This window comes from Geodermatophilus arenarius (assembly GCF_042654585.1).
In the GTDB taxonomy this organism is placed as follows: domain Bacteria; phylum Actinomycetota; class Actinomycetes; order Mycobacteriales; family Geodermatophilaceae; genus Geodermatophilus; species Geodermatophilus arenarius.
This window is the reverse complement of sequence record NZ_JBHSGR010000010.1, coordinates 78,502-99,984: the sequence shown is the minus strand read 5'-3', so window position 1 is coordinate 99,984 and position 21,483 is coordinate 78,502. Positions and strand designations below refer to the sequence as shown.

At 74.4% G+C, this 21,483-nt stretch carries 18 protein-coding genes and 2 tRNA genes; 4 read left to right on the top strand and 16 right to left on the bottom strand.

The genetic code is table 11. The features are described 5' to 3' along the window. Nucleotides 1-37: 37 nt before the first annotated feature. Entirely contained in the window at nucleotides 38-1,990 is a 1,953-nt protein-coding gene (pknB, locus tag ACFO3M_RS11130) for a Stk1 family PASTA domain-containing Ser/Thr kinase (RefSeq protein WP_387988653.1), read from the top strand. 60 nt (nucleotides 1,991-2,050) lie between these two features. Here pknB and ACFO3M_RS11125 read toward each other — a convergent pair whose 3' ends face one another. Beyond that, a complete protein-coding gene (locus ACFO3M_RS11125) occupies nucleotides 2,051-2,701 on the bottom strand; it encodes an aminodeoxychorismate/anthranilate synthase component II (RefSeq protein WP_387988652.1) in 651 nt (216 codons plus the stop codon). Between the two features lie 25 nt (nucleotides 2,702-2,726). After that, entirely contained in the window at nucleotides 2,727-3,491 is a 765-nt protein-coding gene (locus ACFO3M_RS11120; protein ID WP_387988651.1) for a DUF881 domain-containing protein, read from the bottom strand. Nucleotides 3,492-3,629: 138 nt separating this feature from the next. Here ACFO3M_RS11120 and crgA point away from each other — a divergent pair, with 138 nt between their 5' ends. Continuing rightward, nucleotides 3,630-3,902: a cell division protein CrgA gene (gene crgA / locus ACFO3M_RS11115; protein WP_387988650.1), complete on the top strand. Its 273-nt coding sequence runs from the start codon at nucleotides 3,630-3,632 to the stop codon at nucleotides 3,900-3,902. A 468-nt stretch (nucleotides 3,903-4,370) separates the two neighbouring features. Continuing rightward, entirely contained in the window at nucleotides 4,371-4,778 is a 408-nt protein-coding gene (locus ACFO3M_RS11110; protein WP_387988649.1) for a PH domain-containing protein, read from the top strand. A gap of 16 nt (nucleotides 4,779-4,794) precedes the next feature. On the opposite strand, the gene ACFO3M_RS11105 is transcribed toward ACFO3M_RS11110, so the two are convergent. The 8 genes from ACFO3M_RS11105 to gyrB all read right to left on the bottom strand — a co-directional run bounded on the left by ACFO3M_RS11105 (nucleotide 4,795) and on the right by gyrB (nucleotide 12,512). Then, the gene (locus ACFO3M_RS11105; protein WP_387988648.1) at nucleotides 4,795-5,562 is read right to left on the bottom strand and encodes a rhomboid family intramembrane serine protease; all 768 of its coding nucleotides are present in this window, start codon (nucleotides 5,560-5,562) and stop codon (nucleotides 4,795-4,797) included. A 128-nt stretch (nucleotides 5,563-5,690) separates the two neighbouring features. Next, nucleotides 5,691-6,224 carry a peptidylprolyl isomerase gene (locus tag ACFO3M_RS11100; RefSeq protein WP_387988647.1) on the bottom strand — a complete coding sequence of 178 codons (534 nt, stop codon included), beginning with the start codon at nucleotides 6,222-6,224 and terminating at the stop codon, nucleotides 5,691-5,693. Nucleotides 6,225-6,442: 218 nt separating this feature from the next. Next, nucleotides 6,443-6,515, bottom strand: a tRNA-Ala gene (locus ACFO3M_RS11095). 40 nt (nucleotides 6,516-6,555) lie between these two features. Then, the gene (locus ACFO3M_RS11090) at nucleotides 6,556-6,705 is read right to left on the bottom strand and encodes a DLW-39 family protein (RefSeq protein ID WP_387988646.1); all 150 of its coding nucleotides are present in this window, start codon (nucleotides 6,703-6,705) and stop codon (nucleotides 6,556-6,558) included. Between the two features lie 74 nt (nucleotides 6,706-6,779). Beyond that, a tRNA-Ile gene (locus tag ACFO3M_RS11085) sits at nucleotides 6,780-6,853 on the bottom strand. A gap of 119 nt (nucleotides 6,854-6,972) precedes the next feature. Further along, nucleotides 6,973-7,737, bottom strand: a complete 765-nt coding sequence (locus tag ACFO3M_RS11080) for a DUF3566 domain-containing protein (RefSeq protein ID WP_387988645.1) — start codon at nucleotides 7,735-7,737, stop codon at nucleotides 6,973-6,975. Nucleotides 7,738-7,892: 155 nt separating this feature from the next. Beyond that, nucleotides 7,893-10,361 carry a DNA gyrase subunit A gene (gene gyrA, locus ACFO3M_RS11075; RefSeq protein ID WP_387988644.1) on the bottom strand — a complete coding sequence of 823 codons (2,469 nt, stop codon included), beginning with the start codon at nucleotides 10,359-10,361 and terminating at the stop codon, nucleotides 7,893-7,895. A 114-nt stretch (nucleotides 10,362-10,475) separates the two neighbouring features. Further along, a complete protein-coding gene (gene gyrB, locus ACFO3M_RS11070; protein WP_387988643.1) occupies nucleotides 10,476-12,512 on the bottom strand; it encodes a DNA topoisomerase (ATP-hydrolyzing) subunit B in 2,037 nt (678 codons plus the stop codon). Nucleotides 12,513-12,795: 283 nt separating this feature from the next. Between gyrB and ACFO3M_RS11065 the strand changes: the two genes are divergently transcribed. After that, nucleotides 12,796-14,310, top strand: coding sequence for an SDR family oxidoreductase (locus ACFO3M_RS11065; protein WP_387988642.1), 1,515 nt, complete (start codon nucleotides 12,796-12,798; stop codon nucleotides 14,308-14,310). Nucleotides 14,311-14,460: 150 nt separating this feature from the next. On the opposite strand, the gene ACFO3M_RS11060 is transcribed toward ACFO3M_RS11065, so the two are convergent. The 6 genes from ACFO3M_RS11060 to dnaN all read right to left on the bottom strand — a co-directional run bounded on the left by ACFO3M_RS11060 (nucleotide 14,461) and on the right by dnaN (nucleotide 20,964). Then, nucleotides 14,461-16,167, bottom strand: coding sequence for an ABC transporter ATP-binding protein (locus tag ACFO3M_RS11060; protein ID WP_387988709.1), 1,707 nt, complete (start codon nucleotides 16,165-16,167; stop codon nucleotides 14,461-14,463). A 65-nt stretch (nucleotides 16,168-16,232) separates the two neighbouring features. Next, entirely contained in the window at nucleotides 16,233-17,009 is a 777-nt protein-coding gene (locus ACFO3M_RS11055; protein ID WP_387988641.1) for a hypothetical protein, read from the bottom strand. Between the two features lie 13 nt (nucleotides 17,010-17,022). Beyond that, complete coding sequence (locus tag ACFO3M_RS11050; RefSeq protein WP_387988640.1) at nucleotides 17,023-17,523, bottom strand: DciA family protein; 501 nt, start codon at nucleotides 17,521-17,523, stop codon at nucleotides 17,023-17,025. Continuing rightward, nucleotides 17,516-18,694: a DNA replication/repair protein RecF gene (recF, locus tag ACFO3M_RS11045; protein WP_387988639.1), complete on the bottom strand. Its 1,179-nt coding sequence runs from the start codon at nucleotides 18,692-18,694 to the stop codon at nucleotides 17,516-17,518. The genes ACFO3M_RS11050 and recF overlap by 8 nt, the downstream gene beginning before the upstream one ends. A 31-nt stretch (nucleotides 18,695-18,725) precedes the next feature. Then, nucleotides 18,726-19,658 carry a phosphogluconate dehydrogenase (NAD(+)-dependent, decarboxylating) gene (gnd, locus tag ACFO3M_RS11040; RefSeq protein ID WP_387988638.1) on the bottom strand — a complete coding sequence of 311 codons (933 nt, stop codon included), beginning with the start codon at nucleotides 19,656-19,658 and terminating at the stop codon, nucleotides 18,726-18,728. Between the two features lie 118 nt (nucleotides 19,659-19,776). Continuing rightward, on the bottom strand, nucleotides 19,777-20,964 hold the full coding sequence (dnaN, locus tag ACFO3M_RS11035) for a DNA polymerase III subunit beta (protein ID WP_387988637.1): 1,188 nt from the start codon (nucleotides 20,962-20,964) through the stop codon (nucleotides 19,777-19,779). Nucleotides 20,965-21,483: the final 519 nt, after the last annotated feature.

Here is a 21,483-nt window from a genome sequence, read left to right as displayed (position 1 = left end):
CCGCGACCCACCAGAGCACCGCCCGAGAGGACCACGCATGACCACCCCCCAGGTGCTCGGTGAGCGCTACGAGATCGGCGGGGTGCTCGGCCGCGGCGGGATGGCGGAGGTGCACCGCGGGCGCGACCTGCGGCTGGGCCGCGAGGTCGCGGTCAAGGTGCTGCGCAGCGACCTGGCCCGCGACCCCTCGTTCCAGGTGCGCTTCCGGCGGGAGGCGCAGGCGGCCGCCTCGCTGAACCACCCGTCGATCGTCGCGGTGTACGACACCGGCGAGGACCGGACGACCAGCGGCGCGACGCCGTACATCGTCATGGAGTACGTCGAGGGCGAGACGCTGCGCGACGTGCTGCGCCGCGAGGGCGTGCTGCAGCCGGAGCGGGCGATGAGCCTGGCCGCCGACATCTGCGCCGCCCTGGACTTCAGCCACCGCAACGGCATCGTGCACCGCGACGTGAAGCCCGGGAACGTGATGATCACGCCCCAGGGCACCGTCAAGGTGATGGACTTCGGCATCGCCCGCGCGGTGTCGGACTCCGCCGCCACGATGACCTCGACCGCCGCGGTCATCGGCACCGCGCAGTACCTCTCCCCCGAGCAGGCCCGCGGCGAGGCCGTCGACGCCCGCTCCGACGTCTACTCGCTGGGCTGCCTGCTCTACGAGCTGGTCTGCGGCGCACCGCCGTTCACCGGCGACTCGCCGGTCTCGGTCGCCTACCAGCACGTGCGCGAGGACCCGCGGCTGCCGTCCTCGATCAACCCGGCCGTGCCGCCGGAGCTCGACGCCATCCTCATGAAGGCGATGAGCAAGAACCCGGCGAACCGGTACCAGTCGGCCGCCGAGATGCGCAACGACCTGCTCCGGGCCCTGGCCGGGCAGCGGGTCGAGGCCACGCCGGTCATGGGCGACGAGGAGAAGACCACCATCCTCGGCGCCACGCCCGCGTACGGCGACGGCGGCTGGGACGACGACGCGGCCGCGCGCCGGCGCAAGCGCAACCGGGTCGTCGCGCTCGTCGTCGGCGCGCTGGTGCTCATCGGCGCCGTCGTCGGGGTGGCCCTGCTGGTCGGCTCCGGCGACGAGGAGCCGCGGCCCCAGGCCGCCGCGCAGGTCACCGTGCCGGCGGGGCTGGTCGGTCAGCAGCGGGAGGACGCCGAGGCCGCCGTCGAGGCCGCGGGACTCGAGGTCGGCGACGTCACGCCGCAGGTGACCGATGACGAGGACGCGGTCGGCACCGTGCTCGCCACGACGCCCGCCGGCGGCGCCCGCGTCGACGAGGGCACGGAGGTCGACCTGACCGTCGCGACCGCCCCGGACACGGTCACCGTGCCGCAGGTGGTCGACCTCGACGAGGACCGGGCCCGCACGGCGCTGGAGAACGCGGGCTTCACCGGCAGCGTGAACTCGGAGCAGGCCGACTCGCTCGCCGAGGAGGGCACCGTCGTCGCGGTGGACCCGGAGGAGGGCGCCGCGGTCGCCCCGGCGACCACCGTGACGCTGTCGGTGTCCGACGGCACCGACGAGGTCCCGGACGTGGCCGGCCGGCCCCAGGACGCCGCCCAGGAGGCGCTGCGGACGGCGGGCTTCACCAACCTGACCGTGACCGAGGTCGACTCCGACCAGCCCGCCGGCACCGTCGTCGGGACGAACCCGGCCGCCGGCCAGCAGGCGTCCGCCGGCCAGCCGATCACCCTGCAGGTGTCCGGCGGCGCCGCGGAGGTCACCGTCCCGACGGCGATCGTCGGGCAGACCGAGGCGCAGGCCCGCCAGACGCTGGCCGCGGCCGGCTTCACCGGGACGGTCTCGGTCCAGGACACCGAGGCCGACCCCGGCCAGGCCGACGGCACCGTGGTGGGCAGCAACCCGCAGCCCGGCCAGACGGTGGCGCCGGACGGGACCATCACCCTGCTGGTCGCCCGCGAGACGGCCACGCCGACGACGGGCAGCCCCGGCCCCGGCGGCCAGGACGGCGACCCGAACACCCCCATGTGAGCGACCGCGGGACGACGAAGGGCCCCTCCCGGCCGGGAGGGGCCCTTCGTCGTGACGGGGCTAGACGGCGGCGGCGGAGAGACGGCGGGCGCCCGCGGCGGCGGCCTCGACGACGGCCGGGTCGGGCGCCAGGCCGCACGCGGCCAGCCACGTGGCCAGCATCTGGTGGCCGCCCTCGGTGAGCACCGACTCGGGGTGGAACTGCACGCCCTCGACGGGCAGCTCCCGGTGCCGCAGCGCCATGACGATGCCCGACGCCGTCGCGCCGGTCACCTCGAGCTCGTCGGGCACGGTGGCCCGGTCCACGGCCAGCGAGTGGTAGCGCGTGGCGGTGAAGGGCGAGGGGAGCCCGGCCAGCACGCCGACGCCGTCGTGCACGACCTCGCTGGTCTTGCCGTGCAGCAGCTCCGGCGCGCGGACGACCTCGGCGCCGAAGGCCTCGGCGATCGCCTGGTGACCCAGGCACACGCCCAGCACCGGCGTCCCGGCCTCGGCGGCGGCCCGCACCATCGGGACGGTCACGCCGGCGCCGGCGGGCGTGCCCGGGCCGGGGGACAGCAGCACGCCGGCGACGTCGAGGTCGGGCAGCTCGTCGACGGTGACGGCGTCGTTGCGCCGGACGACGCACTGCACGCCGAGCTGGCCCAGGTACTGGACCAGGTTGTAGACGAAGCTGTCGAAGTTGTCGACGACGAGGACGGGCCTGCTCACGCTCCCTGTGTACAGCAGCGCCCGGTCAGCCGTCAGCGGCTGTGGCGTGTGCCATGTCCAGCGGGCCGGTGTAGGCCGGCACCGTGACCTCCGGCCGGTCGCGCACGGCGAAGGTGAGCCCGAAGTCCTCGACCGCCTGCTCGAACACCGCCACCTGCGGGGAGGCGTCCAGCTGCGCGCGGATGGCGGCGGGGTCGCCGATCGCGGTGACGACGAACGGCGGTGACCAGGTCCGCCCGTGGAGCAGCAGGACGTTGCCGACGCAGCGGACGGCGCTGGTGGCGATCAGCCGCTGGTCCATGATCGCCACGCCGTCGGCGCCGGCCGCCCAGACGGCGTTGACGACCGCCTGCACGTCGGACTGGTGGATGACGACGTCGTCGGGGCGGGCGCCCGTCGGCAGGCTGCCGTCGGGCCGGCGCGGGGCGTCGTCGAGGGTGATCTCCACACCGCGACCGCGGAGGGCGACCAGGCCCGCCGACAGGGCGCCGGCGTCGCCCGCCGCCTGGGCCGAGGCGACGGCGCCGTCGCGGGAGGCCGCCTGGTCGGTGAGCGCCTCGGTCCGGCGCTGCAGCGCGGTCAGCTGCTCCTGCTGGCCGGCGATGACCTCGTTGCGCTGGGCGATGAGCTCGGACAGCTCGGTGACGTCGCCGGCGCGCAGGTCCGAGCCCTCGGCGGTCTGGCCGGAGGTGGCGAACAGCAGCCCTGCCGCGAGCGCCACCACGGGCACCAGGGCGCCCCAGGCCGACCGGCGCCGGGAGGGGCCCACCGGCGGCTCGGAGGCGGTCACGCGGGCTCCTGGGGGGACGGGAGGGGGAGGCACGCCGTCGGACGCGGCCGTGCTGGTCCCCTCGGAGCTTAGGCTGGGGAGCGATCGTGCCGGTCGCGACGGACCGGCACCCCAGCGAGTCAGCAGGAGACGGTCGGAGTGCCCAAGTCCAAGGTCCGCAAGAAGTCGGTCTACACGCCGCCCGAGGGCGTGCTGCAGTCGCGCGCGGCCAACGCACGGGCCGTCCAGCCGAGCCCGCGCTGGTACGCGCCGCTCATGGTCGCGCTCATGCTGCTCGGTCTGCTCTGGATCGTCGTCTACTACGTGGCCGGCGACCAGATCCCGTTCATGGTGTCGCTGGGGGCGTGGAACTTCGCCATCGGCTTCGGCGCCATGGTGGTCGGCCTCGTCATGTCGATGCGCTGGCGGTAGCCGCCACACCTCTCCCGAGAGGCCCTCGTCCCGCACCCGGGACGGGGGCCTCTCGTGTACACGGGGGCCGTCCGGCGGTGGACACCGGGGGTGTGGACCGCTGTGCACACACCACCGGTGGATCCACAGGTCGACATGACGCCCTACCCCCAGGGTTGTCCACCGCATGTGGAGAACGCCTGTTCGACTACACCTCGCTGACCTGCGCTTTCGCAACTGGTGAGGCACGTGTGACGAGAAGGGCACCCGAGTAACTACAGGTCTGTGCTTTGTCCCCAGCTGTGTACCCAGCTGTGGATGTGTCGACATGACCGCAGCACCGGGACGGTCACCGAGCGCGAGCGCGGCACTGCGGTCGAGGAGTCGACACGCGGGCCGAGCTGGGCAGATCCCCGCCTGCGGACGGGCGTCCCCACCTCTCCCGGCCTGTGGACAGAGTCGCCGTGGACGTCCTGGGAGGCTGGGGACGTGCAGTGGTCGGCGCGGACGGCGGAGACGGTCACGCTCGGGCTCGGCGGGGTGCTGCTGACGCTGGCCGCCCTGGGGCTCGACGCGGCGGGACGGGTGCTGGTCGGCGCCGCCGGCGTGCTCCTGGTGGGCGCGGCGCTGCGCGACCTCGCCCTGCGGCCGCGGCTGGCGGTGGACGACGCCGGCGTCGTCGTGCGGACGCTGACCGGGCGCACCCGGCTGCCGTGGCCGGGCCTGCGGGTGCGGCTGCGGACGACGCGGCGGCTGGGCGTGCGCTCGCGACTGCTGGAGCTCGACACCGCCGCGCACCCCGACGACGAGGGCACCCTCGTGCTGCTGGGCCGCCGGGACCTGGGCACCGACCCGGCGTCGGTCGCCCAGGCCCTCGAGGCGCGGCGGCCCGCCTGAGGCGCGGGACGGGCCCTCAGAGGCCGAGGACGACCAGGGGTACCGGTACGGCGAGGGCGAGGGTCACCAGGACCGCGGCGAGCACCACGAGCGACAGCGCCTGCGCCGCCGTCCGCCGGCGGGTGAGGACGAGCAGCCCGGTGGCCAGGGCGCCGGCGACCAGGCCGCCGAGGTGGCCCAGCAGCGAGACGCCGGGCAGGAAGCTGATGACCACGTTGATGGCCAGCAGGGTGAGCAGGCCGCGCAGGTCCTGATGGGCGACCAGCAGGAGCACGCCGAGGGAGCCCAGGAGGCCGTAGAGGGCCGCGGACGCCCCGGCCACGGGCCGGGCGGGCTCGCCGAACAGCTGGATGGCCACGGCGCCGCCCAGGGCGGACACCAGGTAGACGGCGAGGTAGCGCCACCGGCCCAGGCGCCCCTCGAGCTCGGGGCCGAACACCAGCAGGCTGAGCATGTTCAGCAGCAGGTGGGTGATCCCGATGTGCAGGAACGCCCCGGTGAGCAACCGCCAGTCCTGGCCGAAGACGTCGACGAGGACGGGGACCTGCGAGAACTCCTCGAACACCGGCGAGCGCCAGTTGTCCAGCGGGCTCTGGCCGACCGACACCGCCGACACCGCCGTGACGACGAAGACGACGACGTTGACCGCGACCAGCGAGACGGTGACCGGGCCGAACCGGCGGCGGGCGCCGGACCAGCGGGACACCGGCCGGGCACGGCGGACCCCGGCGGAACCGGCCCGGACGTCGTCGGGGCACTGGAACCCGACGGCGGCCGGCGTCATGCACTCCGGGCAGATCGGCCGGTCACAGCGCGCGCACCGGACGCCGGTCGGCCGGTCCGGGTGGCGGTAGCAGGTGGCCGACGGGGGCGCCGGCGGCCGGCCGGCGCCCCCGTCGTCGGGACCGGTGGTCAGCTGCGCTGCACCTCGACCGACTGGATGACGACGTCCTCGACGGGGCGGTCGTTGCGGCCGGTGCGGACCTTGGCGATGCGGTCCACGACCTCGCGGCTGCTCTGGTCGGCGACCTCGCCGAAGATCGTGTGCTTGCGGTTGAGGTGCGGCGTCGGGCTCACGGTGATGAAGAACTGCGAGCCGTTGGTGCCCGGCCCGGCGTTGGCCATGGCCAGCAGGTACGGGCGGTTGAAGGTGAGCTCCGGGTGGAACTCGTCGCCGAACTGGTAGCCCGGGCCGCCGAAGCCCTGACCGAGCGGGTCGCCGCCCTGGATCATGAAGCCGTCGATGATCCGGTGGAAGACCGTCCCGTCGTACAGGGGGTCGGTGGTCTTCTGCCGGGTCGCCGGGTGCGTCCACTCGCGGCGGCCCTCGGCCAGGTCCGCGAAGTTCGCGACCGTCTTCGGCGCGTGGTCGGGGAACAGGTCGACGGTGATGTCGCCGTGGTTGGTGTGCAGCACGGCACGGCGTGCGGGGGTCGATTCGGTCACGCCGCCCACTCTCCCACTGCTCCGCCGACCCCGAGCACGGGGAGCGGACCACCCCAGGGGGACGACGCAGGCGGCGTGCCGGCAGGACGTGCCGGCGGACCTACACGGCGCTGGGCCGGGTGCCCCGGCCGTCGAGGCCGTGCGGAGGCGCGATCACCGGCTGCGGGAGGCCGGCGCTCGCGGCCGGGCCGAGCGGCGGACGCACCGGCGTCCTGCGGTGGAGACGAGGGGAATCGAACCCCTAACCCCCGCCTTGCAAAGGCGGTGCTCTGCCAATTGAGCTACGTCCCCGGGGGCGCTGTCCCCGGGAGCTCCGCGCGGGAGCCCGGGTTCAGCGGGTGGTCGGGCGGCTGACCGACTGCGGGCCGCTGGTGGCCTCGTGCCAGAGGTCGGCCTCGGCCTTGCCGCCGCCGGACGAGCGCCTGCGGACGGCGGCGACGGCACCGGCCGCGACGGCGGCCAGGGCCAGCTTCTTCAGCACGCGGTACCTCCTGGGTACGACGGCGGCCACGGACGGGGCCTCGCTGTCGCGGTGCCGGGGCACCGGTTCACGGGTGGGCCTGGGAGGACTTGAACCTCCGGCCTCATCCTTATCAGGGATGCGCTCTAACCGCCTGAGCTACAGGCCCGTGGACCTCGACCAGCTTACCTGGCCACCCCCGGGCCCCGACGGGGGGGTCCGAGGGCGGCCCCTCTGCAGGGTCCCGCCGCGCGCCTGCGAGCGGTGGGGGGCAGAGGGGTCCTCCGTCTAGTCCCGCTCGGCGAGCGTGACCTCGAGGCCGCCGACCAGGTCGGCGCAGAGGTTGTAGATGAACGCCGCGACGGTGCACAGCGCGGTCATCAGCACGATGTTGATCGCGCCGATGACGGCCGCCCCGCCGAAGACGACGCCCGGGGTGATGACGTCGCCGCCGCCCTCGCCGCTCGACGACGTGCCGAGCTGGCCGAACAGGTCGTTGAGGGTGTCGAAGACGCCGAGCCCGGACAGGACCCCGTACAGGATCCCGATCGCGACCATCCAGATGAAGAACATCGCGATCGACAGGACCAGCGAGATCTTCAGCGCCGACCAGGTGTCGACGTGCCGCAGCTGCAGCCGCGCCCGCCGCGGACCGCGGTTGCCGCGGTTCTTGGCCTGCTTGCCGGCCTGCTGCTGCGCGGCCGGCGGCTGCTGGGGAGCCCGGGCCGCCGCCGGCGGGGCGGCCACCGCGGCCGGCGGGACCGCCTGGGTGGCGCTCACCGGCCCCGGCATGGTCGCGTCGGCCGGACGGGGAGCCTGCTGGGGCGCCTGCGGCGGGGCCACGGGCGGCACCTGCCGGGCGGGCGCCTGGCCGGTGACCGGCTTGGCCAGCGACGGGCCCGCGCCCGCCGGCGTGGCCCCGGCCGGGGTCGCCCCGGACGGAGCGGGCGTCTGGCCGGTGGCGGGCGCCGAGCCCGTCGCCGGGGCTCCGTCCGCTCCGGCTGCGCCGTCCGGGCGGACCCCGGTGCGCACCGCCTGCGGCCGGTCGCTCATGCCGTTCTCCCGTTCGCCTGCGGCCCTCGCCGCGCTCTCGCGCCCGGGCGGTCCGGCGTGGTGCCGGAGGCGCCCGGGCGCCGGTCGTGTCCGTCAGCGGGAGCCGGGGGCGTGTGGTGACCGGAGGTCACCACACGCCTGCTCCCGGTTCCACCCTAGGCGGCGGGCTCGTCGTTGTCCGTCGTGCGCGCGATCGCCACGATCGACACGTCCTCGGGCAAGTTCATGAGCTTGACACCCATGGTGGCCCGGTCCTTGTTGTGGCGCACGCCGTTGACCGGCGTCCGGATCACGCCGCCGCCGGAGGTGATGGCGTACAGCTCGTCGCCGAGCCGGACCGCCAGCGCCCCGACCAGGGCGCCCTTGCGCGCCTTCGGGTCCGCGGTGAGCACGCCCTTGCCGCCGCGGCCCTGCGGCGGGTAGTTCTCGATGCCGGTCCGCTTGGCGAAGCCGCGCTCGGTGGCGACGAGGACGTCGACGCCCTCCTCCACGACCATCATCGACAGCAGCCGGTCACCGAGCGCCAGCGAGATGCCGCGCACGCCCTCGGTGGCCCGGCCCATCGGCCGCAGCGTGGCGTCGTCGGCCTTGAACCGGATCGACATCGCCGAGCGGGTGACCAGGAGCAGGTCCTGCTCGGGGTCGATCAGCGCCGCGCCGACCAGCTCGTCGCCGTCGCGCAGGTTGATCGCGATGACACCGCCGCTGCGCGGGGAGTCGAAGTCCGACAGCCGGGTCTTCTTCACCTGCCCGTTGGCCGTCGCCAGCACCAGGTACGGCGCGACGCCGTAGTCCTTGATCTGCATGACCTGGGCGATCCGCTCGTCCGGCTGGAACGCCAGCAGGTTGGCCACGTGCTGGCCGCGGGCGGTGCGGTTGGCCTCGGGCAGCTCGTAGGCCTTGGCCCGGTACACCCGGCCCTTGGTCGTGAAGAACAGGATCCAGTCGTGGGTGGAGCCCACGAAGAAGTGGTCGACGATGTCGTCCTGCTTGAGCTGGGCGCCCATCACGCCCTTGCCGCCCCGCCGCTGCGACCGGTAGAGGTCGCTCTTGGTCCGCTTGGCGTAGCCGGTGCGGGTGATGGTGACGACGACCTCCTCCTCCGCGATGAGGTCCTCCATCGTCACGTCGCCGTCGTTGGCCACGAACTTGCTGCGGCGCTCGTCGCCGTACTTCTCGACGATCTCCTCGAGCTCGGAGCGGACCAGCTGCCGCTGCCGCTCCGGGGAGTCGAGGATCGCCTGCAGGTCGGCGATGCGGGCCTCGATCTCGGCCAGCTCGTCGAGGATCCGCTGCCGCTCCAGCGCGGCCAGCCGGCGCAGCTGCAGGTCGAGGATCGCGGTCGCCTGGACCTCGTCGACGTCGAGCAGCTCCATGAGGCCGGTGCGGGCGGCCTCGGCGGACTCGCTGTTGCGGATGAGCGCGATGACCGCGTCGAGCTGGTCGAGGGCCTTGGCGTAGCCGCGCAGGATGTGCGCGCGCTCCTCGGCCTTGCGCAGCCGGTAGCGGGTGCGCCGGACGATGACCTCGATCTGGTGGTTGACCCAGTTGCGGACCAGCTCGTCCAGGCGCAGCGTCCGCGGGACGCCGTCGACGATCGAGAGCATGTTGCAGCCGAAGGAGGTCTGCAGCTGCGTGTGCTTGTACAGGTTGTTCAGCACGACCTTGGCCACGGCGTCGCGGCGCAGGGTGATGACGAGCCGGCGGCCGACGCGGTCGCTGGACTCGTCGGCGATCTCGCTGATGCCCTGCAGCCGGCCGTCCTTGACCGCCTCGGCGATCGCCTCGGCCAGGTTGTCCGGGTTGACCTGGTAGGGCAGCTCGGTGACGACGAGCTGCACGCGGCCGCGGCTGTCCTCCTCGACCGTGACGACGGCGCGCATCTTCACCGAGCCGCGGCCGGTGCGGTACGCGTCCTCGATGCCCTCGCGCCCGACGATCAGGCCGTGGGTGGGGAAGTCGGGGCCCGGGATCGCCTTCATGCAGGCGGTGAGGGCCTCCTCCGGCTCCGCGTCCGGGTTGTCGAGCATCCAGTAGGCGGCCTCGGCGACCTCGCGCAGGTTGTGCGGCGGCATGTTGGTCGCCATGCCGACGGCGATCCCCGCCGAGCCGTTGATCAGCAGGTTGGGGATCCGCGAGGGCAGGACCAGCGGCTCCTGCGTGCGGCCGTCGTAGTTCGCCTGGAAGTCGACGGTCTCCTCGTCGATGCCGGCCAGCATCTCCATGGCCAGCGGCGTGAGGCGGCACTCGGTGTAGCGCATGGCGGCCGGCGGGTCGTTGCCCGGCGAGCCGAAGTTGCCCTGGCCGTCGATGAGCGGGTAGCGCATCGACCACGGCTGGGCCAGCCGCACGAGGGCGTCGTAGATCGCCGAGTCACCGTGCGGGTGGTAGTTGCCCATGACCTCGGCGACCGGCCGGGCGCACTTGACGTAGCCGCGGTCGGGGCGGAAGCCCTGGTCGTACATGGCGAAGAGGACGCGGCGGTGCACCGGCTTGAGGCCGTCCCGCACCTCCGGCAGCGCGCGGCCCACGATGACGCTCATCGCGTAGTCGATGTAGCTGCGCTGCATCTCCTGCTGCAGGTCGACCGGCTCGACGCGGTCGCGGGCAGGGGTCTCGGTCACTGGTCAGATCTCCACGGGTGAGTGCACAGGAGTGGACGAACGCGCTGGTCGGGCGCCGGTTCGGGGACCGGGGGGCGGGCGTCGGACGCCGTTCCCCCGGCCCCGGTGCGGCGGCTAGACGTCCAGGAAGCGCACGTCCTTGGCGTTGCGGGTGATGAAGCTGCGGCGGGCTTCGACGTCCTCGCCCATGAGCACGCTGAACAGCTCGTCGGCCGTCGCGGCGTCCTCGAGGGTGACCTGGCCCAGGAGGCGGGTCTCCGGGTTCATCGTGGTCTCCCACAGCTCGCTGGCGTTCATCTCGCCGAGACCCTTGTAGCGCTGGATGCCCTCCTCCTTGGGCAGCTTCCGGCCGGCCTCGGCGCCGGCCTTGAGCAGCGCGTCGCGCTCGCGGTCGGAGTACGCGTACTCGTCGCCGACCTTGCCGCCCCACTTGATCTTGTAGAGCGGCGGCCGGGCCAGGTAGACGTGCCCGGCCTCGACCAGCGGCCGCATGAAGCGGAACAGCAGGGTCAGCAGCAGGGTGCAGATGTGCTGGCCGTCGACGTCGGCGTCGGCCATCAGCACGATCTTGTGGTACCGGAGCTTCGACAGGTCGAACTCGTCGTGGATGCCGGTGCCGAAGGCGGTGATCATCGACTGGACCTCGGTGTTCTTGAGGACCCGGTCGATGCGCGCCTTCTCGACGTTGATGATCTTGCCGCGGATCGGCAGGATCGCCTGGAACATCGAGTCGCGGCCGGACTTGGCCGAGCCGCCGGCCGAGTCGCCCTCGACGATGTAGATCTCGGAGTTGCGCGGGTCGGTCGAGCGGCAGTCGGCGAGCTTGCCCGGCAGCGAGTTGTTGCTCAGCAGGTTCTTGCGGGCGAGCTTGCGGGCGTCCTGCGCGGCGCGGCGGGCGCGGGCGGCCGAGGCGGCCTTGGTGATGATGGTCTTGGCCTCGGTCGGGTTGGCCTCGAACCAGTGCGAGATCTGGTCGTTGCAGACCTTCTGCACGAAGCCCTTGACCTCGGTGTTGCCGAGCTTGGTCTTCGTCTGGCCCTCGAACTGCGGGTCGCCGATCTTGACCGAGACGATCGCGGCCAGGCCCTCGCGGATGTCCTCGCCGGTGAGCTTCTCGTCCTTCTCCTTGAGCAGCTTCTTCTCGACGGCGTAGCGGTTGACGATCGACGTCAGCGCCGCGCGGAAGCCCTCCTCGTGGGTGCCGCCCTCGTGCGTGTTGATGACGTTGGCGAAGGTGTAGACCGACTCGGAGTACGCGTCGGACCACTGCATCGCGACGTCGACCGACATGCGCATGTCGTTCTTGCCGGTGCCCTCGGCGCCGAAGCTGATGACCGAGCGGTGGATCGGCGTCCGCTTGGCGTTGATGTGCCCGACGTAGTCGATCAGGCCGCCCTCGTAGTGGTAGGTGACCTCGGTGGCCTCGAAGGCCTGCTGCTCGGCACCGGGCTGCGGGGCGGACTCGGCGACCGACACCTCGTCGGCCACGCCGGTCTCGGCCTTGCCCTGGCCGGGCCGCTCGTCGCGCAGGACGATCTTCAGGCCCTTGTTCAGGAAGGCCATCTCCTGCAGCCGGCGGCTGATGGTGTCGAACGAGTAGGTCGTCGTCTCGAAGATGCCGCCGTCGGCCCAGAAGGTGATCTGGGTGCCCTGCTTGGAGGTCGGGCCGACCTCCTCCAGCTTGCCGGGCTTGGCGAAGTCGTAGGACTGGTGCCACTCGCGGCCGTCGCGCCAGATGCGGACGTCCAGCGCGGTGGACAGCGCGTTGACGACGGTGACGCCGACGCCGTGCAGACCGCCGGAGACGCCGTAGCTCTTGCCGTCGAACTTGCCGCCCGCGTGCAGGACGGTCATGACGACCTCGACGGTCGGCCGCTTCTCGACGGGGTGCAGGTCGACGGGGATGCCGCGGCCGTTGTCCTCGACGCGGACGCCGCCGTCGGCCAGCAGGGTGACCCGGACGGTGTCGCAGTAGCCGGCCAGCGCCTCGTCCACGGCGTTGTCCACGACCTCCCACACCATGTGGTGGAGGCCGCGCTCACCTGTGGAGCCGATGTACATGCCGGGCCGCTTGCGGACCGCCTCGAGCCCCTCGAGGACGGTGATGGAGCTGCCGGAGTAGGAGTTCTCGGTCTTCGGTCGAGCGACCACGTGGGGCCCTTCTGTCGCGCTCCCGGCATGCGGGCACCTCTCCACGGAGAGGGGCCCCGGGGGCGCACAGCGCCGCTCAGCCGGATGCTGGGGATTCCTGTCCTCCATGTTACCGGGTCCACCGACAGAAACCGCGTCGCGCAGGCCCTCAGGCCGCCGCTGCGCCACTCGCGGCTCGCGACGTACCACCGGTGTTGCCCCGGGGGTCGACACGCCCGCCCAGGGGCCGCTGGGCCGGTCGACCGGACGGCACCGTCCGCCGGCGACTCCCAGACTGGTCGACATGCAGCCCGCAGCCCGCTCCCTCACCTGTCTCGTCACCGGCGCGACCGGGTACGTCGGTGGCCGGCTGGTCCCGGAACTGCTGGCCGCCGGCCACCGGGTCCGGGTCCTCACCCGCTCACCGCGCAAGCTGCGCGACGTCCCCTGGCGGGACCGGGTCGAGGTCGCCGAGGGCGACGCCGGCGACGCCGACGCCGTCCGCCGCGCCTGCGAGGGCGCCGACGTCGCCTACTACCTGGTCCACTCGCTGGCGATCGGCCGCGAGTTCGAGGAGCGGGACCGGCACACCGCGCGGGTCATGGCCGACGCGGTGCGGGAGGCCGGCGTCGGGCGGCTGGTCTACCTGGGCGGGCTCGAGCCGCAGGACGAGGAGCTGTCCCCGCACCTGCGCTCGCGGGCGGAGGTGGCGCGCATCCTGCTCGACTCCGGCGTGCCCACCGTGGTGCTGCGGGCCGCGGTCATCCTCGGCTCGGGCTCGGCGTCGTTCGAGATGCTGCGCTACCTCACCGAGCGGCTGCCGGTCATGGTCACGCCCCGCTGGGTGCACAGCCGCATCCAGCCGATCGCCATCCGCGACGTGCTCCGCTACCTGGTCGGCTGCGCCACGCTGCCCCCGGACGTGCACCGCTCCTTCGACATTGGCGGACCCGACGTCATGGACTACGCGCACATGATGCAGCGGTACGCCGAGGTCACCGGGCTGCCGCGGCGGCGGATCCTGCCCGTCCCGATCTTCACGCCGTCGCTGTCCAGCCACTGGGTCGGCGTCATCACGCCCGTCCCGGCGTCGATCGCCCGGCCGCTGGTCGAGTCGCTGCGCAACACCGTCGTCTGCGCCGAGCACGACATCGCGCGGTACGTGCCCGACCCCCCGGAGGGCCTGCTCGGCTTCGACGAGGCGGTGCTCCTGGCGGTGCAGAAGGTCCGCAACAACGCCGTCGACACCCGGTGGACCGGCGCCTCGGTGCCCGGGGCGCCGTCGGACCCGCTGCCCTCCGACCCCGACTGGGCCGGCGGCAGCCTGTTCCTCGACGAGCGGACGCGGGAGACCGACGCCTCGCCGGAGGCCCTGTGGCGGGTGGTCGAGGGCATCGGCGGGGAGACCGGCTGGTACAGCTTCCCGCTGGCCTGGGAGGTGCGCGGCTGGCTGGACCGCGCCGTCGGCGGGGTGGGGCTGCGCCGCGGCCGGCGCGACCCCAGCGACCTCTACGTCGGCGACGCGCTGGACTGGTGGCGGGTGGAGGAGTTGGAGGAGGGCCGGCTGCTGCGGCTGCGCGCGGAAATGCGGCTGCCCGGCCTGGCCTGGCTCGAGTTCCACGTGGAACGTGCCGAGGACGGGCGCACCCGGCTGCGCCAGAAGGCGACCTTCCACCCCTTCGGCCTGCTCGGGCAGCTCTACTGGTGGGGCATCTCGCCGTTCCACGGCGTCGTCTTCGGCAGCATGGTCCGCAACCTCTGCAAGGCCGCGGAGGCGCAGGACGGCAAGGGCGCGACGGCGGCCTCGCGAGCCGCGTAGCACCTCGTCGGCCTGCCGGCCGACACCGCGGTCAGGTCCCGTCCCCCGGCTGCTCGGAGCCCTTCCCGGCGCTCGATCGCGAGACCCTCCGGGCCCCACTCCTCCCGCCGCCCCGCGGGGCAGCCCACCTGGCGATCCCGCGGCCGCCCGTCAGACCAGGAGCTGGGCGGAGGCGAGCTCGCGGTAGAGGGGGCTGGTCTCCACCAGCTCGGCGTGCGTGCCGCGGGCGACGACCCGGCCGCCGTCGAGGACGACGATCTGGTCGCTGTCGAGCACGGTGGACAGCCGGTGGGCGACGACGAGCAGCGCCCGGTCGGCGGCCGCGGCGGCCAGCGTCTCGCGCAGCAGGGTCTCGTTGCGGGCGTCGAGGCTGGCGGTCGGCTCGTCGAGCAGCAGCAGCGCCGGGCGGGCGAGCAGCGAGCGCGCGATGGCCAGCCGCTGCCGCTCACCGCCGGACAGCAGCACGCCCTCGTCGCCGACCGGCACGTCCAGCCCGCGGGTCGAGCGCTGCACCACGCCGGTCAGCCCGACGTCGGCGAGCACCGCCCACAGCTCGTCGTCGCCGGCGTGCGGCGCGGCCAGCAGCAGGTTCTCCCGCACCGTCCCGGCGAGGACCGGCGCCTCCTGCTCGACGTAGCCCAGCTGCGCGCGCAGTGCCGCGCGGGGCAGCTCGCGGACGTCGGTGCCGGCCCACCGGATCGCCCCGCCGGTCAGCGGGTAGAAGCCCTCCACCAGGGCGAGCACCGTGGACTTCCCCGCGCCGGACGGCCCGACCAGCGCCACCCGGCCGCCCGCCGGCACGGTGAGTGAGACCCCGCGCAGCACCTCCGTGCCGTCGGGGTAGGCGAACGAGACGTCGTCGAGCTCGAGCAGCGGGACACCGGGCGCCGGCGCGCGCGGGGCGGTCGTCACGCCGCCCACCTCCGCGACGGCGTCCCGCTCGGGCTCGAGGACCAGCACCTCCTGGATGCGGGCCAGCGCGCCGAGCCCGGTCTGCAGCTGGGTCCACGCCGAGACCGCCTGGCCCAGCGGCATGACCAGCAGGAACAGGTACAGGATGAAGGCGACCAGGTCGGCGACGGCGATCGAGCCGGTGGCCACCCGGTACCCGCCGAGCCCGAGGACGGCGAGGAACGCGCCCTGCACGGCGATCGACCCGGCCGGCGCGACCAGCGCCTGCACCCGCGCCACCGAGACCCCCGCCCGGTAGGCCCGCGCCGCGCTGTCCCCCACCGCGTCGACCTCGCGCGCGGTGGCGCCACTGGCCCGGATGGTGCGCACCGCCGACAGCGCCCGCTCGACGGCCGCCGTCATCGCGCCGACCTCCTCCTGCGCCAGCCGCGAGAGCCGGCGCACCCGCCGGCTGGTGCTCACCACGACCGCCATGCCGACCGCGACCGCGCCGAGCGTGACCAGCAGCAGCCAGACGTCGACCAGCGCCATGGCCACGAGCGCGCCGATCCCGACCACCGCGGAGCCGGCCACCTCGACGACGCCGGAGGTGACGGTGGCGCGCAGCAGCGTGGTGTCGGCACCCACCCGCGACATCAGGTCGCCGGTGCGCCGCCGGTCGTACTCGGCCACGGGCAGCCGCAGCAACCGGTCGGCCACGGTGCGCCGGGTGGTGAGGACGACGCCCTCGCCGGTGCGCTGCAGCAGGTAGGACTGCCCGGCGTCCAGCACCGCCCCGGCGACCAGGACCAGGACCAGCGCGGCGACGGCGGGCAGCAGCGGCCGGCCGGCGCCGACGGCGGCGATGACCCGCCCGGTGAGCGCCGGCTGGGCCAGCGCGGCGGCCGCGCCGACCAGCGACAGCCCGGCGGCCAGCAGCAGCGGCCGCCGGTGCGGGCGGAGCAGGGGCAGCAGGTCGCGCAGCCCCGCCGCGGGTGCGGCCGTGGGGCCGACGACGGCCTCGGGAGCGCTCAGGAGACGCCGGCCAGGGCGGAGACCATCGCCCCCAGCAGGCGGGCGTGGTGCTCGATCAGCTCGGGCCGCTGCCCGTCCGGGCGGACCGCGGCGAGGTGGCCGGCGGCCGTCCAGAACTCATCGCCGTCGTCGGAGGCCATCAGCAGCCCGCGCACCGTCTGGTCACCGACCAGCCGGCGGACCGCCTCGCCGTCCTCGGCGGCGAGCAGCACCCAGCGGGCGTCGAAGGCCTCGTCGCCGCTGGGCACGTGCAGCAGGCCGCCGGTGCGGTGCCGCCAGAACCGGGCCGGGGACAGCCGCAGGCCGGGCAGCGGCAGCAGCACCGGTGCCGCGGTGACCGCCCACTCGGGCACGGTGTACCGCTTGTCGGTGAACACGACGTCGAAGGCGACCAGCTCGAGGGTCCCGGCGCGCCCGCGCATCACCCCCGCCGGCCGGTGGTCCTTGGTGGCACGGACCGGTGCGGTGGCCACCAGCTCGGCGAGGACGGCGTCCTGGGGCGCGGTGCCGTCGGAGATCTCCCAGCCGTGCTGCAGCGCCCAGCCCTGCGCCCCGACGGTGTCGCCCTGGTAGCGGAACACCTGCTCGACGACGCCGGGGGTGCGCTGCCGCGGAGCGGGCGGGGCCCAGGAGACGACCGGCCCGGGGCGGGCCGGCTCCTGCTCCCGGTCACCGTCGCCCGGCCCGCCCTCGCCGAGGTGGGCCGGCTCCTGCCAGCCGTCCCGGTCGCGCGGGTCGTCGTCGCGGGGTCTGTCGTCGTGCGGGCTGCTCATCGGGGCACCGTCCTCATCCGTACGTGTCGCGGGGCCCCCGTCCGCGGACCGACCGCGGACCCTTCTTCCAGCTGGGGGCCGTCGGACCGACAACGCGCAGCCGGGTCACCACGTCCCCGCCGACCTGGGCGCGCAGCCTGGCGAGGATCGTCGGGGCGAGCAGCCGCAGCTGGGTGGCCCACGCGGTGGACTCCGCGACGACGAGCAGCTCGCCCTCGGTCAGCGTCTCCGGGCGGCAGTGCGCGGCGATGTCGGGGCCGACCAGCGCCGACCAGCGGCCGAACACCGCGCCGACCCGGGTCTGCTCCGACCAGTCCTGCGCGCTGACCAGCGAGTCGACCAGCCGGCCCAGCGGCTGCGGGTCGTCGTCGCCCGGGCGCGGGCCCGTCCACCTCCGCCGCGGGCCCGCCACCCGGCGGCGGGTGGGCGCCGGGCGGGCGGCCGACGCCGCGCGGGCCGCCTCCAGCGCGGCGCGGGCGATGTCGCTGGGCCGGGCCGGCCGCTCGTCAGCCACCGTCGACCTCCTCACCGTCGGCGCCCGCCTCGACCAGCGTCGCCGTCCCCTCGCCCACCTCGACCCGGGCGCCGCGGAGCTCGCCGGGCACGTCGTCGAGGACGGCGGCCGTGATGAGCGTCTGCTCGGCGCCCCGGGCGACCTCGGCCAGCGCCGCCCGCCGGCCGGCGTCGAGGGTGGCGAAGACGTCGTCGAGGACGAGGATCGGCTCCTCGCCGTCGGCGCGCAGCAGGCCGAAGCAGCCGAGCTTGAGCGCGAGCGCCAGCGACCAGGACTCGCCGTGGCTGGCGAAGCCCTTGGCCGGGGCCGGGCCCAGGTGCAGGACGAGGTCGTCGCGCTGCGGGCCGACCAGCGTCATCCCCCGGTCCACCTCGTCACGGCGCCGCTCGGCGACCCGCTCGCGCAGCGCCACGGACAGCTCCGCCGCCGATGGCGTCGCGGTGCCCTCAGGCAGCGGGGCGCCGTCGCCGGCCAGCGGCACGGTGCTCGCGTAGCCCAGGCCCGCGGCCGCGGCGCCCGCGCCGGCCACGGTGGCGTAGGCGCGGGCGACGTGCGGCGCGAGGTCGGCGACCAGCGCCAGCCGGGCGGCCAGCAGCTGCCCGCCGAGCTCGACGAGGTGGGCGTCCCAGACGTCGAGGGTGGCCAGCGCGTCGCCCCGGGCCAGCCGGGCGGTCTTGAGCAGGGCGTTGCGCTGCTTGAGCACCCGCTCGTAGTCGCTGCGCACCCCGGCCAGCCGCGGCGTGCGGCTGACCAGCAGGTCGTCGAGGAAGCGGCGCCGCTCGGCCGGGTCGCCGCGCACCAGCGCGAGGTCCTCGGGGGCGAACAGCACGCTCTTCACCAGCCCGAGCAGCTCGCGCGGGCGCGGCAGCGCCGCCCGGTTCACCCGCACCCGGTTGGCCCGGCCCGGGTTGACCTCCACCTCGACCAGCAGCTCGCGGTCCTCCCGGCGCAGCGCCGCCCGGACGACGGCCTGCCCCGCGCCGTGGCGCACCAGCGGCGCGTCGGCGGACACGCGGTGGCTGCTCATGGTCGCGAGGTAGCCGACCGCCTCGACGAGGTTGGTCTTGCCCTCGCCGTTGCGGCCGACGAACACCGTCGGGCCGGGCCGCAGCGCCAGGTCGACCTTCTCCCAGCTGCGGAAGTCGACGAGCTGGAGGTGCCGGACGTACATCAGCGTCCGGCGGGGAGGACGACGACCGTGCTCACGCCGGCCGCTCGACCTCCTGCGCCCTGACGGCGTGCACCGCGTGCCCGCCGAACTGCTGGCGCAGTGCGGCGACCGCCTTCATCGTCGGCGAGTCGTCCTGCCGGGAGACGAACCGGGCGAACAGCGACGCGGCGATCGTCGGCATGGGGACGGCGTGGTCGATGGCCTCCTGCACCGTCCACCGGCCCTCCCCGGAGTCCTCGGCGTAGCCGCTGATCTTCTCCAGCTGGGGGTCCTCCTGCAGCGCGCGGACCAGCAGGTCCAGCAGCCACGAGCGGATGACGGTGCCCTGCGTCCACGACGCGATGACGCCGGGCACGTCCTCGACCAGGTCGACGGCGGCGAGCAGCTCGTAGCCCTCGCCGTAGGCCTGCATCAGCGCGTACTCGATGCCGTTGTGGACCATCTTCGCGTAGTGGCCCGCACCCACCGGGCCGGCGTGCACGAAGCCCGCCCCCGGCATCTCCTGCCCGGACTCGTCGGTCGGCGTCGGCGGCCGGAGGGCGTCGAACACCGGCTGCACCTTGGCGACGTCGTCCTTCGAGCCGCCGACCATGAGGGCGTAGCCGTTCTCCAGGCCCCAGACGCCGCCGGAGACGCCGGCGTCGACGTAGCCGATGCCCTTCTCGCCGAGCATCTCGGCGTGCACCTTGTCGTCGGTGAACTTGGAGTTCCCGCCGTCGACGACGACGTCGCCGGGCTCGAGCAGCTCACCGAGCTGGCGCACCGTCTCCCGGGTCGGCTCGCCGGCCGGGACCATCACCCACACCACCCGCGGCGCGGACAGCGCGCCGACCAGCGCCTCGAGACTGTCGACGTCCCGCTTCTCCGGGTGGTGGTCGAAGCCGACCACCTCGTGGCCGGCGCGGCGCAACCGCGTGGCCATGTTGCCGCCCATCTTGCCCAGCCCGATCAGCCCCAGCTGCACGGCTCAGTCCTTCCCTCGCGGTCGTCATGGCACGGGCGCACGCGACGGTGCGGGTGCCCGCGGTGTGCGGTGCCCTCCCGGGCTGCCCGGGACACCTCCGGGCTGACGTCGGCCGACGTCAGCCCGGCAGGCGCACCGGCATGATCAGGTAGCGGTAGCTGCCGGGGCGCTCCACCGGGCGCTCGCCGCCGTCCTCGTCGTCCGTCGCCGGGTCCTCGACGCCGGAGAGCACCGCGGGCTTGAGCGGGCTGGTGAAGTCCATCCGCGCCCGGCCGGTGTGCACCGCGGCCAGCCCGTCCAGCAGGAACGTCGGGTTGAAGCCGATGGTCAGCGGGTCGCCCTCGAACTCGACGTCGCAGCGCTCCTCGGCCTGGCCCTCGTCGTCGCTGCCGCCGGCGCGCAGCGTGACCTGGCCGGGGGTGAACTCGCAGCGCAGCGGGGTGCCGCGCTCGGCGACCAGGGCGACGCGCTTGGCGGCGTCGGTGAACTGCACGACCGGCAGCGTGGCGTGCGCGGCCGACTCGCTCGGCATGATCGCGCGGTACTTGACGAACTCGGCGTCCAGCAGCCGGGTGGTGGTCTGCCGGTCCTTGCCCGACAGGCCGAGGATGCCCTCGCCGGACCCGCTGGAGGACAGCGAGACCACGATCTCCGGGCCGCTGGTGAGGGTCCGGGCGGCGTCGGCGAGCGTGCGCGCCGGGACCAGCACCGCGGCCGAGATGCCGGGGGTCTCCGGGCGCCAGGCGAACTCGCGCACGGCCAGCCGGTAGCGGTCGGTGGCGGCGAGGGTCACCCGGTCGTCGTCGATCTCCAGCCGGACGCCGGTGAGCATGGGGAGGGTGTCGTCGCGGCCGGCGGCGACGGCGACCTGGCCGACCGCCTCGGCGAAGACGTCGCTGTCCACCACGCCGGCCGACGACGGCATCGCCGGCAGCGACGGGTAGTCCTCCACCGGCAGCGTGGGCAGGCTGAACCGCGCGTTGCCGCAGGTGATCGCCAGCCGCGGGCCGTCGGCGCGGACGTCGACCGGCTGCGGCGGCAGCGCGCGGGTGATCTCGGCGAGCAGCCGGCCCGGGACCAGCACGCGGCCGCTCTCCCCCGCCTGCACGTCGACCTCCGCGCGCGCGGAGACCTCGTAGTCGAAGCCGGAGACCGACAGCTGGCTGCCGTCGACCTCGAGCAGGATGCCGGCGAGGACCGGCACCGACGGCCGCGGCGGGAGGCTGCGCGCCGTCCACGCGACGGCATCCGCGAGCACCTCGCGTGTCACCCGGAACTCCATGACCGACCCACCCCAGCTCTGCACGGCCCACTGCTGTCGTCTGCGCACCCCGGTGCCCCGGCGTCCGTGCGGACCGGGAACGGGGCTCCGTGTCTGTTGCGTCGTTCATCGTGCCCGTCGGGGTGTGGATGGGGGAACCCGGGACCCGATCAGGTGGCCGCTCCTGCTTCCTCCTGCTCTCGGCTGCCGTCCCGCTGCGGCCCCGGGGCCTCTCCGGGCCGCAGCGTCCCCACCCCTACTGGGGTTCGAGAAAACCTGGATCTATCTCCCTCATCTCCGTCATCACCGGTGTGGAAGCTGGGGATCGGGCCCCTTCCCGCAGGTCAGCGCCCGAGTCGACATGTTGGTTCGCTGTGGGGAAGTCACGTGCCGTTGTTGTCGACACGTGGACATCTCGACGGCGGTGCACAGGCGTCGCCGTCTCTCCACGCCCCGTCCCCGCTGCACCCCCGGTCTGTCCCCAGTCCGTGCCCAGGCCCCCGGCGACCGCGCCGGCCGACGACGGGCGCGGGTGGGGACGGCGGCCCTCCGGGGGCACGAAAG